12 protein-coding genes are annotated in these 15145 nt (G+C 64.4%); 7 read left to right on the top strand and 5 right to left on the bottom strand.

All coding sequences use genetic code 11. The features are described 5' to 3' along the window. Window positions 1-13 precede the first annotated feature (13 nt). The 4 genes from kdpB to BG60_RS32605 all read left to right on the top strand — a co-directional run bounded on the left by kdpB (window position 14) and on the right by BG60_RS32605 (window position 6848). Window positions 14-2143 (top strand): potassium-transporting ATPase subunit KdpB, encoded by a 2130-nt coding sequence (kdpB, locus tag BG60_RS32620; protein WP_051996808.1) that lies wholly within the window; start codon window positions 14-16, stop codon window positions 2141-2143. A 5-nt stretch (window positions 2144-2148) separates the two neighbouring features. Beyond that, window positions 2149-2718 (top strand): potassium-transporting ATPase subunit KdpC, encoded by a 570-nt coding sequence (gene kdpC, locus BG60_RS32615; RefSeq protein ID WP_008350499.1) that lies wholly within the window; start codon window positions 2149-2151, stop codon window positions 2716-2718. Window positions 2719-3427: 709 nt separating this feature from the next. Further along, window positions 3428-6217, top strand: coding sequence for a sensor histidine kinase (locus BG60_RS32610; protein ID WP_034474096.1), 2790 nt, complete (start codon window positions 3428-3430; stop codon window positions 6215-6217). A gap of 46 nt (window positions 6218-6263) precedes the next feature. Continuing rightward, window positions 6264-6848, top strand: a complete 585-nt coding sequence (locus BG60_RS32605) for a GNAT family N-acetyltransferase (protein WP_008350495.1) — start codon at window positions 6264-6266, stop codon at window positions 6846-6848. Here the strand turns inward: BG60_RS32605 and BG60_RS32600 are convergent. Then, window positions 6832-7731, bottom strand: coding sequence for a LysR family transcriptional regulator (locus BG60_RS32600; RefSeq protein ID WP_034474095.1), 900 nt, complete (start codon window positions 7729-7731; stop codon window positions 6832-6834). The genes BG60_RS32605 and BG60_RS32600 overlap by 17 nt on opposite strands. A 91-nt stretch (window positions 7732-7822) precedes the next feature. Here BG60_RS32600 and BG60_RS32595 point away from each other — a divergent pair, with 91 nt between their 5' ends. Both BG60_RS32595 and BG60_RS32590 read left to right on the top strand, forming a co-directional pair. Then, window positions 7823-8305, top strand: a complete 483-nt coding sequence (locus tag BG60_RS32595) for a carbon-nitrogen hydrolase family protein (RefSeq protein ID WP_051996805.1) — start codon at window positions 7823-7825, stop codon at window positions 8303-8305. 69 nt (window positions 8306-8374) lie between these two features. Beyond that, on the top strand, window positions 8375-9652 hold the full coding sequence (locus BG60_RS32590) for an amidohydrolase family protein (RefSeq protein ID WP_034474088.1): 1278 nt from the start codon (window positions 8375-8377) through the stop codon (window positions 9650-9652). Between the two features lie 51 nt (window positions 9653-9703). On the opposite strand, the gene BG60_RS32585 is transcribed toward BG60_RS32590, so the two are convergent. The 3 genes from BG60_RS32585 to BG60_RS39805 all read right to left on the bottom strand — a co-directional run bounded on the left by BG60_RS32585 (window position 9704) and on the right by BG60_RS39805 (window position 13521). Then, complete coding sequence (locus BG60_RS32585; protein ID WP_034474086.1) at window positions 9704-11827, bottom strand: M3 family metallopeptidase; 2124 nt, start codon at window positions 11825-11827, stop codon at window positions 9704-9706. 167 nt (window positions 11828-11994) lie between these two features. Continuing rightward, window positions 11995-12849: a bifunctional methylenetetrahydrofolate dehydrogenase/methenyltetrahydrofolate cyclohydrolase FolD gene (gene folD, locus BG60_RS32580; RefSeq protein ID WP_034474083.1), complete on the bottom strand. Its 855-nt coding sequence runs from the start codon at window positions 12847-12849 to the stop codon at window positions 11995-11997. 444 nt (window positions 12850-13293) lie between these two features. Then, window positions 13294-13521 (bottom strand): hypothetical protein, encoded by a 228-nt coding sequence (locus tag BG60_RS39805; RefSeq protein WP_235366345.1) that lies wholly within the window; start codon window positions 13519-13521, stop codon window positions 13294-13296. 55 nt (window positions 13522-13576) lie between these two features. On the opposite strand from BG60_RS39805, the gene BG60_RS39800 reads away from it, so the two are divergent. Next, a complete protein-coding gene (locus BG60_RS39800; protein ID WP_241484921.1) occupies window positions 13577-14122 on the top strand; it encodes a hypothetical protein in 546 nt (181 codons plus the stop codon). A gap of 37 nt (window positions 14123-14159) precedes the next feature. Here BG60_RS39800 and BG60_RS32570 read toward each other — a convergent pair whose 3' ends face one another. Further along, the gene (locus tag BG60_RS32570) at window positions 14160-15062 is read right to left on the bottom strand and encodes a DUF2950 domain-containing protein (RefSeq protein WP_241484920.1); all 903 of its coding nucleotides are present in this window, start codon (window positions 15060-15062) and stop codon (window positions 14160-14162) included. Between the last annotated feature and the right edge of the window lie 83 nt (window positions 15063-15145).

Raw genomic sequence — 15145 nt, 5'->3', positions numbered from 1 at the left:
TTCCGAGGACAGCATGAATCAAGAGAATCAAACGCCGCTGCATCGCCCGGAGAATCTCGGGCAGGCGCGCACAGCGGCACGTTCGATGTTCGATCCGGCGCTCGTGAAGCCGGCGATCGTCGATTCGTTCAGGAAGCTCGCGCCGCGCACGCAGTTGCGCAATCCGGTGATGTTCTGCGTCTACGTCGGCAGCATTCTGACGACGGTGCTCTGGCTCGCCGCGCTCGCCGGCCAGGCGGAAGCGCCCGCGGGCTTCATCCTCGCGATCGCGCTGTGGCTGTGGTTCACGGTGCTCTTCGCGAACTTCGCCGAAGCGCTCGCGGAAGGGCGCTCGAAGGCGCAGGCGGCATCGCTGCGCCAGGCGAAGCACAACGTGATGGCGAAGAAGCTCAACGAGCCGCATCCGAAATCGCCGATCCGCATCACGACGTCCACGGAATTGCGCCGCGACGATGTCGTGCTCGTCGAAGCGGGCGACGTGATTCCCGCCGACGGCGACGTGATCGAAGGCGTCGCGTCGGTCGACGAATCCGCGATCACGGGCGAATCCGCGCCGGTGATCCGCGAGTCGGGCGGCGATTTCTCGTCGGTGACGGGCGGCACGCGCGTGCTCTCCGACTGGATCGTCGTGCGCGTATCGGTGAATCCGGGCGAGGCGTTTCTCGACCGCATGATCGCGATGGTCGAAGGCGCGAAGCGTCAGAAGACGCCGAACGAAATTGCGCTGACGATCTTGCTCGTCGCGCTGACGCTCGTGCTGCTCTTCGCGACCGCGACGCTGCTGCCGTTCTCGATGTTCTCCGTCGAGGCGGCGAAGCAGGGCCACGTCGTCACGATCACCGCGCTCGTCGCGCTGCTCGTGTGCCTGATTCCGACGACGATCGGCGGGCTGCTGTCCGCGATCGGCGTCGCGGGCATGAGCCGCATGATGCAGGCGAACGTGATCGCGACGTCGGGCCGCGCGGTCGAAGCGGCCGGCGACGTCGACGTGCTGCTGCTCGACAAGACCGGCACGATCACGCTCGGCAATCGCCAGGCGTCGACGTTCGTGGCGGCGCCCGGCGTGGCCGAGCGCGATCTCGCGGACGCGGCGCAACTCGCATCGCTCGCCGATGAAACGCCGGAAGGCCGCAGCATCGTCGTGCTGGCGAAGCAGCGCTTCAATATCCGCGAGCGCGACATGGCGACGTTGCACGCGACCTTTCTCGCGTTCAGCGCGCAGACGCGCATGAGCGGCGTGGATCTGCCGAATCGGGAGATCCGCAAGGGTTCCGCCGATGCGTTGAAGCGTTACGTCGAAGAACGCGGCGGACGGTTTCCGCAGGAAGTGCAGCATGCCGTCGATGAAGTCGCGCGGCGCGGCAGCACGCCGCTCGTGGTGGCCGAGCGCGTGAACGATACGACGCGCGCGCTGGGCGTGATCGAGCTGAAGGACATCGTGAAGGGCGGCATCAAGGAGCGCTTCGCGGAGCTGCGCAAGATGGGCATCAAGACGGTGATGGTGACGGGCGACAACCGGCTGACGGCTGCTGCCATCGCGGCGGAAGCGGGCGTCGACGACTTTCTCGCCGAAGCGACGCCGGAAGCGAAGCTGGCGACGATCCGCGCGCATCAGTCCGAGGGGCGTCTCGTCGCGATGACGGGTGACGGCACCAACGATGCGCCCGCGCTCGCGCAGGCCGACGTCGCGGTGGCGATGAACACGGGCACGCAGGCCGCGAAGGAAGCGGGCAACATGGTCGATCTCGATTCGAACCCGACGAAGCTCATCGAGATCGTGGAGATTGGCAAGCAGATGCTGATGACGCGCGGCTCGCTGACGACGTTTTCCATCGCCAACGACGTCGCCAAGTACTTCGCGATCATCCCGGCCGCGTTTGCGACGACGTATCCGCAGTTGCGCGTGCTGGACGTGATGCATCTGGCGTCGCCATCGTCGGCGATTCTGTCGGCGGTGATCTTCAATGCGCTCATCATCGTGTTTCTGATTCCGCTCGCGTTGAAGGGCGTGAAGTATCGCGCTTTGGGCGCCGCGTCGTTGTTGCGACGGAACCTGCTGATTTACGGGCTGGGCGGCATCGTGTTGCCGTTTCCGTTCATCAAGCTCATCGATATGGTCATTACCGCTCTTGGCTGGAGTTGAACATCATGAAGAATCTGTTGCGTCCCATGCTGGTGTTGTTCGTCGCGTTGACTGTCGTGACGGGCGTGGTGTATCCGGCGGTCGTCACCGCGATCGGACAGGCGGCGTTTTCGCATCAGGCGAATGGGAGTTTGATCGAGCGCGATGGGCGTCTCATGGGCTCGGAGATCATCGGGCAGCAGTTCGATGCGCCTCGGTATTTCTGGGGGCGTTTGTCGGCTACTGCGCCGAATCCTTATAACGCGGGGAGTTCTAGTGGCTCCAATTTCGGGCCGACCAATCCGGCGCTCGCCGATGAGATCAAAGCGCGCATTGCCGCCTTGCACGATGCCGATCCGGGGAATGAGGCGGCTGTTCCCGTCGATCTGGTGACTTCGTCCGGGAGCGGGCTCGATCCGGAAATCAGTCCGGCGGCTGCGGCGTATCAGGTTTCGCGGGTCGCGAAGGCGCGGGGGATGTCGGTGGCTCGCGTTGAAGCGCTTGTCGCTCAAGCTACTAGCGGGAGGCAGTTTGGAGTGCTCGGAGAGCCTCGGGTGAATGTGCTTAAATTGAATCTTGCGTTGGATGGGGAGTAGTTGGGGGCGCTTGGCTTGGTTTCGCCGGATCCCGTTTTCGTGTCGGTCTATCAGCACTGCCCCTGTGCGGGGCGGCAGTCACTTTCTTTGCTGCTGCAAAGAAAGTAACCAAAGAAAGCAGCTCGTCACCGCCCGCGGTCACACGCAATTTGGGTAGTTCTCTCGTCCAAGGTGGCACTCGCCTAAAGAGTGCCCTCATCACAATAACGGGGCTTGGATCGCGCACGGTCTGACGAGCTAGTTTTCCAAGGACACTGGTTCAGCACGAAAGAGCTTCGGCACAGCGCTACGCGCTGCCGCCGGGTATGCAAGGGAAACCAACGTGCGGCACTTGCGGAGAGATGGAGACGTTAGTAAAGCAGCAAATGCATCCCCGATTGACCGGTCGGCCGCGAAGCGGGCTGGAGCTATTTGGTGCTGAACCAGTTTGTTGTGTGGTGCGATGTGACAGACCGTGCGCGAGCCAAGCCCGATTAGGTGTTTGAGGGCACTCTTTAGGCAGCCCACGATGGACGAGAGGACTACCCAAATTGCGTGTGACCGCGGGCGTATCGGGAGCTGCTTTCTTTGCTTACTTTCTTTGCAGCAGCAAAGAAAGTGAGTGCCGCCCCGCACAGGGGCAGTGCTAACAGACCGACACGAAAACGGGATCCGGCGAAATCGCAAGCGAACCACCACAACAAGCGCCAGCAAGAACCCCAAAAAAACCATGCCCCGCCCAACCCCAGAAGAACTCCTCGACAAACTCCACCGCGAGGAAGAAAAACGCGAGCGCGGCAGACTGAAGATTTTCTTCGGCGCATCGGCGGGCGTAGGCAAGACCTTCGCGATGTTGCAGGCCGCACGCCGCCGCCGCGATGAAGGCGTGGAAGTAGTCGTCGGCCTGGTCGAAACGCATGGCCGCAAGGAAACCCTTGCACTGGTCGAAGGCCTCGAAACGCTCCCGCCCGCGCGCATCGAACACCGCGGCCGTCTGCTCGCCGAATTCGACCTCGACGCCGCGCTCGCCCGAAAACCGCAACTCATCCTCGTCGACGAACTCGCGCACTCGAACGTGCACGGCTCTCGCCACATGAAGCGCTGGCAAGACGTGCAAGAACTGCTCGACGCGGGCATCGACGTCTATACGACCGTCAACGTCCAGCACCTCGAAAGCCTCAACGACATCGTCGGGCGCATCACCGGCATTCGCGTCTGGGAGACCGTGCCCGATCGCATCTTCGACCTCGCCGATGAAGTCACGCTCGTCGACCTGCCGCCCGAAGAACTGCTCGACCGTCTGCGCGAAGGCAAGGTCTACCTGCCGGCGCAGGCCGAGCACGCCGTGCGCAACTTTTTTCGCAAGGGCAATCTGATCGCGCTGCGCGAACTCGCCTTGCGCCGCACGGCCGATCGCGTCGACGCGCAAATGCGCGAATACCGCGCCGATCAGTCGATCGAACGCATCTGGCGCGCGCGCGAACGGCTCATCGCGTGCATCGGCCCGGGACCGGAAAGCGCGACGCTCGTGCGCGCGGCCGCGCGGCTCGCCACGGCGCTCAAGGCCGACTGGCTCGCGGTGTACGTGGAAACGCCGAAGCTGCAGCGCCTCTCCGACGATCAGCGCCGCCGCACGCTCGACGCGCTCAAGCTCGCCTCCGAACTCGGCGCGGAAACCGTCACGCTCGATGGCGCCGATGCCGCCGCGACGCTCATCGACTACGCGCACATGCGCAACGTGTCGAAGCTCGTGGCGGGCGCGTCGGCGAGCGCGGGATGGCGGCGTCTCATCGCTCGGCCGGTGAGCGAGCGCATCATCCGGCAAGGATCCGATATCGACGTGACGCTCGTGTCGACCGGCACACGCGACGAGCCACGCCGCAGGATCACGCAAGCCTTCGGCACCTGGCGCGACGGCGCGCACTCGCCGCCGCGCGCCTATCTTCATGCGTTCGCGATCGGCGGCGGCATCACGCTCGTCGCCGACATGCTCGCCGCCCGTCAGTTCGCAATCACGAATCTCGTGATGCTGTATCTGCTCGGCGTGATCTTCGCGGCCGTGCGGCTCGGGCGCGGTCCCGGCGTGATGCTGTCGTTTCTGTCGGTCGCCGCGTTCGACTTCTTCTTCGTGCCGCCCGAGCTGTCTTTCTCCGTGACGGACACGCAGTATCTGCTGACCTTCCTCGTCATGCTGCTGACCTCGCTCACGATCAGTCATCTGACGTCGAGCCTGCGGCGCGAGGCGCGCATCGCATCGCAACGCGAGCGGCGCACCGGCGCGATGTACGCGATGACCAAGGAACTCGGCGCCGCGTTGATGACCGAGCAGATCATCGAGATCGGCACGCGCCACGTCGCCGAAGTGTTTCAGGCGAAGGTCGTGATGCTCCTGCCCGACGCCGCCGAGAAAGTGCGGCAGAAAGTGGACGAACCGAATCCCGATGTGACGCTCGATGCCGCGCGTCTCGATCTCGACATCGCGCAATGGGTCTATGACCAGCAGAAACCGGCGGGACGCGGCACCGAGACCTTGCCCGCGAGCCAGGCGCTTTATCTCCCGCTCAAGGCGCCGATGCGCACGCGCGGCGTGCTCGCGCTCGTGACCGGGCGCGAAGCCGAACTCGCGGTGCCCGAGCAGCGCCGCATGATCGAAACGTTCGCGTCGCAGATCGCGCTTGCGCTGGAACGCGTGCATTACGTCGAAATCGCGCAGGACGCGCTCGTCAACATGGAATCGGAGCGCCTGCGCAACTCGCTTTTATCCGCGATATCGCACGATCTGCGCACGCCGCTCACGTCGATCGTCGGCTTCGCTTCGGTGCTGGAGGAAGAGGCGCGGGAAGCAGGCGGCCAGAGCGAGGCATCGCAGGAACTCGTGCACGCGATCCACGAAGAAGCGCTGCGCATGAGCGGCCTCGTGATCAATCTGCTCGACATGGCGCGTCTGCAGGCGGGCGCGATCCGGCTGAATCGTCAATGGTCGATGCTCGAAGAAACCGTGGGCGCCGCGCTCGCGAGTTCGCGCCGCGTGCTCGCCGGGCGTCCCGTACAGACGCGCGTGCCGGCGGACCTGCCCTTGCTGCAACTCGACGCCGTGCTGATGGAGCGTCTCTTCGCCAACCTGCTGGAAAACGCCGCGAAGTACACGCCGCCCGCGACGCCGATCCGCATCGGCGCGGCGCTCGCGCACGACGGCGATGCGCGCTTCGTGCGCGTGTGCATCGACGATGAAGGGCCGGGCGTGCCGGCCGGCATGCAGAACCGTCTCTTCGACAAGTTCACGCGCGGCGAGAAGGAATCGGCGCAACCGGGCATCGGGCTCGGTCTCGCCATCTGCCGCGCGATCGTCGAGGCGCATGGCGGGCACATCGGCGTCGAGAATCGCGCGGACGCGAACGGGCGCATTCTCGGCGCACGATTCTGGTTCACGCTGCCGGCCAACGATGCGCCGCCCGAAGAATTGCCGCCCGACGAGGATGTCGACTCCAAGGCGGCCGCGCCGGGAACGGACGATGTCTGACGCGGCGAATTATGATGTCGGCTCACGAGCAAACTGAAAACCAACGATGAGCCAACCGACTTTGAACGGCGAGCGCGTGCAGCTTCGTCCGCTGCAACGCGAGGATCGCGCCGCCTTGCTCGATGCAGCCGCCGACGGCGAACTCTGGAATCTGAGCGTGACGGTCGTGCCGAACGAAGACACCATCGATCGTTATATCGACACCGCCCTCGCGGGCCGCGATGCCGGCACCGTGATGCCGTTCGTGATCGTGCGCGCCAGCGATGCGCGCGTCGTCGGCAGCACGCGTTACTGGAAGATCGACCGCGTGAACCGCAAGCTCGAAATCGGACATACGTGGCTCGCGGCATCGACGCAGCGCACGGGCATCAACACGGAAGCGAAGTTTCTGCTGCTCGCGCACGCGTTCGAAGCAATGCGTTGCGTGCGCGTGCAGTTCACCACCGACGAGCTCAATGCGAAATCGCGCGCGGCGATACTCGGCGTCGGCGCGAAACAGGAAGGCATCGTGCGGCACGAGCGCATCATGCCCGATGGCCGCAAGCGCAATTCGGTGCGCTTTTCGATCATCGACGACGAATGGCCCGACGTCAAAGCGATGCTGCTCGCCAAGCTCACGCGTCGAGCGTAGCGCGCGCCTTCAGGTCTTTCACGCGCGCCTTCATGAACGCGACGAAGCGGCGCGTGACGGTGTCGTCGCGTTCGTCTTGCCATGCAAGTCCGACGCGCCAGCGCGCCGCTCGATCGCGCAATGTCAGCACGCGCGCATCGCGCAGCAAGTACTGCGCGCGCGATGGCAGGAACGCCGCGCCCACGCCGCCCGCCACCGATGCGAGCACGGACTGGATATCGTCCGCTTCCTGAATCACGCGCGGCGCGAAATCGTGCTCCGCGCACCAGCGATCGATCTGCGCCGCAAGCCCCGGCCCGCGGCCACGCGACAGCGCGATGAATCCCGGTTCGTTCAGTTCGTTCAGATTCGCGGGCAGACGCTTGTAGCGCGTGTGCTCGGGCACGGCGAGCGCGAGCGTTTCATCGAGCACGGTGAAGCCGGAAAGCCCGGCGCTCGCGGGCATCCGCATGAATCCGACATCGAGCTTGTTCGCGAGGATGCGGCGCGTCTGTTCGTGCGACGAGAGATCGTGCAGCGTGATGCTCACGTCCGGATTCAGCGCGCCGAATTCGGCGATCAGCTTCGGCACATGCGTGAGCGTCGACAGGCACAAGCCGACGCGCAGAAATCCGCGCGCGCCGCTCGCGGCTTCGCGTGCGCGGGCCAGCACGGCGTCGGCGTCGCGCACGAGCGCTTGCGCATCGCCGATGAAGCCCGCGCCGAACGTCGTCAGATCCGCGCCGTGGCGTCCGCGTTCGAAGAGGCGCGCGCCGAGGCTTTCTTCGAGCGACGCAATCTGCTTGCTGAGCGCAGGCTGGCTCAAGTGCAGCGCTTCGGCGGCACGGCCGAAATGACGCAATTCGGCGATGGTGAGAAAGGAGCGCAGGAGTTTTAATTCCATTTGGCGATCGAACACGTCGAAACATTCATTTTACTTATCGATTGCCGAGCGCTTCAATGAGAATACTCACTCGTCACATCGGGAGTTCCACTTGGATGCCGCATCGTTTCGTGTCGCCGTCATCGCGCTCGAATCGCGGAAGGGCGATGCCGCGCTCGACTGTCGATTCATCGCCGCAAAGCTCGCCTATGCCGCGCGCCAAGGCGTGTGGCTCGCGCTGTTTTCCCCTTCGGGTATCGACGATTCGCGCGCCGATCCGTTCGACGATCCGTCGATTCACGCGATCGCCGCCGCCGTCGATGAAAGCGGCGTCGCGGCGGGCGTCGGCTGGATCGAGCGCACCGAAGACGGCGGGCGCTTCGACAGCTACGCGATATGTTTTCCCGGCGGCGCGCGCGTGCGTCATCGCATGCCGCATCTCGCGCGACGCGGTTCGCACAGCGGCAATCGCCTCGGCGTATTCGACGCGCATCCGCTTGCGCACGAGACGGAGCGCACGACGGAACGCACGATGCCGCGCGGTTCGCTGCCGCTCAGTTTCGCGATCGTCGGCCGTCATCGATTGACGGGTTGAATCGCGCCTCCGCACGGCTTTTATGTCCCGATACAATCGGACGAACAGCCCGGCACGGAGGTTTCGCACATGGATTTGATCATTCGCCGCGCGGCGCTCGCTCACTCGCGCGAACTCGTCGACATCGGCATGGAGGCGGGGCGCATCGCCGCGATCGAGCGGCATCTTGCGGCCACCGCGCGCGAGGAAATCGATGCGAACGGCTCGCTCGTCACCGCGCCTTTCGTCGACGCGCACTTCCATATGGACGCGACGCTTTCCTACGGCCTGCCGCGCGTGAATGCGTCCGGCACGCTGCTCGAAGGCATCGCGCTATGGGGTGAATTGAAGCCGGATCTCACGCAGGAAGCGCTCGTCGAGCGCGCGCTGCAGTACTGCGACTGGGCCGTCGCGCGCGGATTGCTCGCGATCCGTTCTCACGTCGATGTGTGCGATCCGCGGCTTCTGGCCGTCGAAGCGCTCGTCGAAGTGAAACGGCGCGTGAAGCCGTATCTCGATCTGCAACTTGTCGCGTTTCCGCAGGACGGCGTGTTGCGCAGCCCGGGCGCGTTCGACAATCTGAAGCGCGCGATCGCGATGGGCGTCGATGTCGTCGGCGGCATTCCGCACTTCGAGCGCACGATGGCGGACGGCGCGGCATCGGTGAAACTGCTGTGCGAATACGCGGCGGAGCACGGCTTGCGCGTGGACATGCACTGCGACGAGTCCGACGATCCGATGTCGCGCCACATCGAAACGCTCGCTGCGGAGACGCATCGGCTCGGCTTGCATGGACGCGTCACCGGCTCGCATCTCACGTCGATGCATTCGATGGACAACTACTACGTCAGCAAGCTCATTCCGCTGATGCGCGAGGCGGGCGTGAATGCAATCGCGAATCCGCTCATCAACATCACGTTGCAGGGGCGCTCGGATACTTACCCGAAGCGGCGCGGCATGACGCGCGTGCCGGAACTGATGGCGGCGGGCATCACGGTCGCGTTCGGGCACGACTGCGTGATGGATCCGTGGTACAGCCTGGGTTCGGGCGACATGCTCGACGTCGCGCACATGGGCTTGCACGTCGCGCAGATGACGGGCGTCGACGCGATGCGCGCGTGCTTCGATGCGGTCACGAAAAATCCTGCGCGGATTCTCGGGCTCGAAGGGTATGGCATCGAAGTGGGCTGCAACGCGGATTGCGTGGTGCTGGATGCGCGCGATCCTGTCGAAGCTATTCGGCTGCGGGCGGCGCGAACGGTTGTTGTCAGGCGCGGGAAGGTGGTGAGCCGGAGTCCGGCCGTGCGTGCGACGCTGGCGCTGGAAGGAAGGCCGGGGGAGGTGGATTTCAGGATTGAGAGGCGATAAAAAAAACCCGGTCCTCGCGGACCGGGTTTTCGCATCAATCGGCAGGAGACGTCAATGCACCGTCGCGCCCGACATCCCGTTATGCCTCAACAACGCGTCGATATCCGGCTCGCGCCCACGGAACGCCTTGAACGATTCCATCGCCGGACGACTGCCGCCGACTTCCAGAATCTCGCGACGATAACGCGTACCCGTGGTCGCATCGAGCACCGAACCGCTTCCGGCCTTCGCGGCTTCCTCGAACGCGGCGTACGCATCGGCGGATAAAACTTCTGCCCACTTGTAGCTGTAATACCCCGCCGCATACCCGCCCGCGAAAATATGGCTGAACGTATTCGGCCAGCGCGAGAAGGGCGCCTGCGGGATCACATGGAACTTCTCGTTGATCGCGCGTGCGAGATCGTTGACGTTCTGCGTCGCGTTGGCCGGATCGTAGGACGTGTGCAGCACCATATCGAACATCGAAAAGACGATCTGGCGCAGCGTGCCCAAACCGCTCTGGAAGTTCTTCGCGGCGAGCATCTTGTCGAACAGTTCGCGCGGCAGCGGCGCGCCGGTTTCGACGTGCGCGGACATGTCGGTCAACACGTCCCATTCCCAGCAGAAATTCTCCATGAACTGCGACGGCAGTTCGACCGCATCCCACTCCACGCCGTTGATGCCCGACACGCCCAGTTCGTCGATGCGCGTCAGCATGTGATGCAGCCCATGCCCGAATTCGTGGAACAGCGTGATGACTTCATCGTGCGTGAAGCATGCGGGTTTGCCGCCCACCGGCGCCGAAAAGTTGCAGGTGAGATAAGCAACCGGCGTCTGCACGCCGCCTTCGCCGCGCTTGTGACGCGAGCGCGCGTCGTCCATCCATGCGCCGCCGCGCTTGCCTTCGCGCGCGTAGAGGTCGAGATAGAACTGCGCGACGAGCGTGCCGTCCTTGTTCTCGACGCGGAAAAAGCGCACGTCCGGATTCCACACGGCGGCTTCGTCGCGGCGGATCGACACGTTGAAGAGCGTCTCCGTCACCTTGAAGAGACCCTTCAACACGGCTTCTTGCGGGAAGTATTGCTTCACTTCGTTTTCCGAGAACGAATAGCGCTTCTGACGCAGCTTCTCCGCCGCGTACGCGATGTCCCACGGCTGCAACTCGGGCATGCCGAGCTCGGTCGCGGCGAACGCGCGCAGTTCCATCCAGTCGTTTTCGGCGTAGGGGCGGGCGCGCTTCGCCAAGTCTTCGAGGAACGCGATGACCTGCGCGGGCGATTCCGCCATCTTCGGCGCGAGCGACACTTCCGCGAAGTTCTGATAACCGAGCGTCTTCGCTTCTTCCTCGCGCAGCTTCAGATGCTCGACGACGTTTGCCGTGTTGTCCCATTCGGCCTTGCCGTTGCCATAGGTCGCGCCGAGTTCGGACGCGCGCGTGACGTACGCGCGATACATCGCCTCGCGCATCGGACGATGCTCCGAATACTGCAGCACCGGGAAATACGACGGGAAATGCAGCGTGAACTTCCAGCCTTCCTTGCCGTCGCGTTGCGCGGCTTCGTGGGCCGCTTCGATCACGTCGTCGGGCAGACCGGCGAGATCGCTCTTCTGCGTGACGATGTACGCATAGGCGTTGGTCGAATCGAGCACGTGATCCGAAAACGCCTTCGACAGCGCCGCCTGTTCTTCCTGCAACTGCGCGAAACGCGGCTTGCGGTCTTCGGGTAATTCGGCGCCCGAGAGACGGAAATCGCGCAGCGAGTTTTCGAGTATTTTTTTGCGCTCGGCCGACAAGCCCGCGAATTCGGTACCGGCGGCGATCGCCTTGTACTTTTCGTAGAGCGCGAGATTCTGTCCGACGCTCGCCGAGAATTCGGTCACGCGCGGCAGGTTTTCAGCGTGGGCGGCGCGCAGTTCGGGCGTATCGGCGACGGCGTTCAGATGGCCGACGATGCCCCACGCGCGCGACAATTTTTCCGATTCCTGCTCGACGGCCTCGACGACGTCTTTCCACGTCGCAGGCGTCTCGGGCGCGCTTGCACGGTCGACGGCGGCCTTGGCATTGGCAAGGAGCACATCGAGCGCGGGCGTGACGTGCGCCGGCTGAATCTCGCCGAAACGCGGAAGATCGGAGAAGTCGAGCAGCGGATTGGCCGCTGCCGCTTCGGACGTGATGGCTGACGTGGTATCGCTCATGGCTCTCCCGTGCTGATGTTGGATGACGCCGCACGGGTGTCGCGCCCCGCGCCGGCTCGTTCGGAGATTATTGGGGCGGGCGCGGCAAATTCCAATCGTTTGTTTTTAAGGGGCCGATTAAGGCAATGCCCGGCATTCCCCTACAACCCGCGGCCGCCCCGCGCCGCTCAAGCCTGCGCCGCGCGCTCGGCCGCTTCGATCGTGTTGACGAGCAGCATCGTGATGGTCATCGGGCCGACGCCGCCCGGCACCGGCGTGATATAGCCCGCCACTTCCTTCACGCCCGCGAAATCGACGTCGCCGCACAGCTTGCCTTCGTCGTTGCGGTTCATGCCGACGTCGATGACCGTCGCGCCCGGCTTCACCATGTCGGCGGTGAGGATGTCGCGGCGGCCGACCGCGGCGACGATCACATCGGCGTCGCGCGTATGTTTGGCGAGGTCGCGCGTCTTGCTGTGGCAGATCGTGACGGTCGCGCCCGCTTCGAGCAGGAGCAGCGCCATCGGCTTGCCGACGATGTTCGAGCGCCCGATCACGACGGCGTTCGCGCCTTTCAGGTCGATGCCGTGCGCTTCGAACATCTTCATCACGCCGTAGGGCGTGCACGGGCGAAAGAGCGGCTTGCCGGTCAGAAGCGCGCCCGCATTGGCGACGTGAAAACCGTCGACGTCCTTTTCCGGCGCGATCGCCTCGATGACCTTGTGGCTGTCGATGTGGGCGGGCAGCGGCAGTTGCACGAGGATGCCGTGGATCGACGCATCGGCGTTGAGCTTTTCGATGTGCGCGAGCAGTTCGTGTTCGGCGAGCGTCGCGGGGAAACGGTCCATCACCGAGTGCAGGCCGTTGTCCTGGCAGGCCTTCACCTTGTTGCGCACGTAGACTTCGCTCGCCGGATTGTCGCCGACGAGCACGACGGCCAGGCCCGGCTTGTGTCCACGGGCGGAGAGGGCGGCGGCGCGCCGGGCGACATCGGCGCGAAGGGTCTTGGATAGGGCGTTGCCGTCGATGAGTTGGGCGGTCATGGCGAATCGGATCGAGGATGGGCGAGGGCGCGCGAGGGCGTGAAGCCGACGCCGTGCCCGCCGCTCTGATCGGCGACGGTGCGCGGCGCTCGCGCAAGGTGCTGGGCGCTTGCTTGGCCGCTGTGCGGCAAATGCGCCCTTGGGAAGGGCGAAATTATACCGCCGGGCGCGCTCGGGAGTCTCGGCGGGTCACCGACGTGAAACCAGAATCTCGGATCCGCTGCGTGCCGATGAGTCTTCGCCCAGCGCTTGTCAAATTACTTGCCGCTTACCAGTAAACCACCGTTCTTCCGGGATACTCCCTGCCGCGTTATTTACCGATGCTTGCAGGAGAAAATCAAGAATGTCTTTCGGAAAATGTGCAGTCATATCATTGACGTTTAGCAGTGTCGTTTTGCTTTCCGCCTGCGGTGGCGGAGGCTCCGGCGGCGCGGATGAGAACCGTCAGCCCGCCAGCGCGCCCGCCGCGGCCGCACCGGCCAGCGCGGCGTCGTCGACGGTCCCTTCGACAGATTTGCCGACCAGCGCCAGCGCGCCTGCTGCGGCGTCTTCGCCGGCAACGGTGGGGGAAGCACTGCCGAGCCTCGCGAATCCGCAAGCAGGATCGACGGCGCAAACAGGAACGAACGCCGAAGGAATCTGGACGACGAATTCGCTGACGAACCGCACCATCGCGCTAGTCGATCCGGACGGCAATATCTCGTCGCTCAATGCGATCGGGTCGATCGTGACCAGCGCACTCTATGGCGTCATCTCATACTCGCCGCAGGCCTGGACGCTGACGTCCGGTCTGTCTTTCAACAACATGCTGTTCGCGTATCCGACGAACTCGGGAAGCGGAACCTACTCGCCGCGAAACACTTTCAGCGGGAGCTACGTCGCGAATGGAGCGACCACGGAGTTCTCGTCGAACTACGATGCAGCGAACGCATTGAGTGTCACGCAGCAGAGCGTCGCGGGCACCTGGACGCAATCGTCGACGTCGCTGACGATCGCCGACGACGGCTCTTTCACAGGCAAACTAAGCGGTTGCGACGTCAGCGGAAAAATGTTGCTGGCGACGCCCGGCAGCAATCGCAACATGTACGCCGTGACGATGAGCGTGGCGCCCGCCACTTCCTGCTCGGTGCCCGCCGGCACGACCTATACCGGCAACGCGGCCATTCTGTTCGTGCCGATCACCGGCAGCAATGGTTATCGCCGAACGGTTCTGTACAACGTGCATAACCTGAACGAACTTCGTTATGCCTACGGCCAGTTGACGAAACAATAGTCCTCTCGCCCTGAGCCGCGCGCCACCCCGCGCCCGCTCAGGGCGTCACCACCTTCCACGACGAATCCGGGTTGAACGACTTGATCGCCGCCGCCTTGCTTGCGGAAGCCGGGCCCAGATCCTTCTCGTAGATCTGTCCGTCCTGATTGACCATGAACGTCATCACGCCCGTCTGGCCGTAGCGCGCGGGCGTCGCGATGACGCCGAAACCCTGCGTCAGCCGTCCGTCCTGAAGATAGTTCTTCGCGCCGCCCGGTGCGTTCGAGCCTTGCGACGTCAGAATGCGGTAGTGATAGCCGTAGTAGCCGTCCTTGTCGGTCGGCTTGTTCGGCATCGTCTCGGCAAGCGGACCGAGCGGGCTTTCCGGCTCGCCCGGCGCCGTGTTCCAGTAAAGGCCGTCGTGCTTGCCGGGCGTGCTCACGAAGCGGTCGGCGTAGCGCCCCGCCGTCTTGCGAAAGTCGTCCTGCGCGGCGACGACCGCGAGCGCGACCTGCATCGCCGATCGCTCGTTGCGCCCGATGCGCCTCGTCAGCAGCTCGTCGCGCGCGGCGCGCATGTCGAAGCGCCAGCCGTTCGCGACCTTGACGAGCGGAATCGGCAGCGTCCAGCCGTCCGTGCCCGCTTCGATGCGCGCTGAAGGATGTCCGTCGACCTTTTGCGCATCCTCGACGATGCGATGCTGCTGCGCCCACGCGCCGAGGTACGCGTAGATATCCTCCCGGCCGATGCTGCCTTCGGGCACATATCGGCGATGGTCCTTGCCGAGCACTTTGGCGAGCGCGGCTTCGTCGTTGGTGGCGATGGCGTCGGTGAACGCTTGCGCCGCCGCTTCGGGCGTCGGATAAACGGCCTGCGCGTGCGCGAGCGACGCGCCGAGCACGAGCGACGCGACCGCGAACGCGCGCAGGACGAGCTTCTTCGATGAGGCGAATGGTTTCATGTCGGGCTCCTGGATCTGGCGTTCGCCGCATTCGCGGCGTTTGACGATGGAATCGATCATCAACGGCGGAAGCCTCCGCCGCC

Origin of the sequence: Caballeronia zhejiangensis (assembly GCF_000698575.1) — a bacterium.
Classification (GTDB): domain Bacteria; phylum Pseudomonadota; class Gammaproteobacteria; order Burkholderiales; family Burkholderiaceae; genus Caballeronia; species Caballeronia zhejiangensis.
Note: the sequence above shows the minus strand (reverse complement) of the source record. Positions and strands in the feature narration are given on the sequence as shown.

Coding starts and splice junctions, on each gene's coding strand:
- BG60_RS32605 (WP_008350495.1), top strand. CDS start 6,264: ATGAGCCAACCGACTTTGAACGGCGAGCGCGTGCAGCTTCGTCCGCTG.
- BG60_RS39805 (WP_235366345.1), bottom strand. CDS start 13,521: ATGGTGCGGTTCGTCAGCGAATTCGTCGTCCAGATTCCTTCGGCGTTC.
- folD (WP_034474083.1), bottom strand. CDS start 12,849: ATGACCGCCCAACTCATCGACGGCAACGCCCTATCCAAGACCCTTCGC.
- BG60_RS32585 (WP_034474086.1), bottom strand. CDS start 11,827: ATGAGCGATACCACGTCAGCCATCACGTCCGAAGCGGCAGCGGCCAAT.
- BG60_RS32600 (WP_034474095.1), bottom strand. CDS start 7,731: ATGGAATTAAAACTCCTGCGCTCCTTTCTCACCATCGCCGAATTGCGT.
- kdpC (WP_008350499.1), top strand. CDS start 2,149: ATGAAGAATCTGTTGCGTCCCATGCTGGTGTTGTTCGTCGCGTTGACT.
- BG60_RS32610 (WP_034474096.1), top strand. CDS start 3,428: ATGCCCCGCCCAACCCCAGAAGAACTCCTCGACAAACTCCACCGCGAG.
- BG60_RS32570 (WP_241484920.1), bottom strand. CDS start 15,062: ATGAAACCATTCGCCTCATCGAAGAAGCTCGTCCTGCGCGCGTTCGCG.
- BG60_RS32590 (WP_034474088.1), top strand. CDS start 8,375: ATGGATTTGATCATTCGCCGCGCGGCGCTCGCTCACTCGCGCGAACTC.
- kdpB (WP_051996808.1), top strand. CDS start 14: ATGAATCAAGAGAATCAAACGCCGCTGCATCGCCCGGAGAATCTCGGG.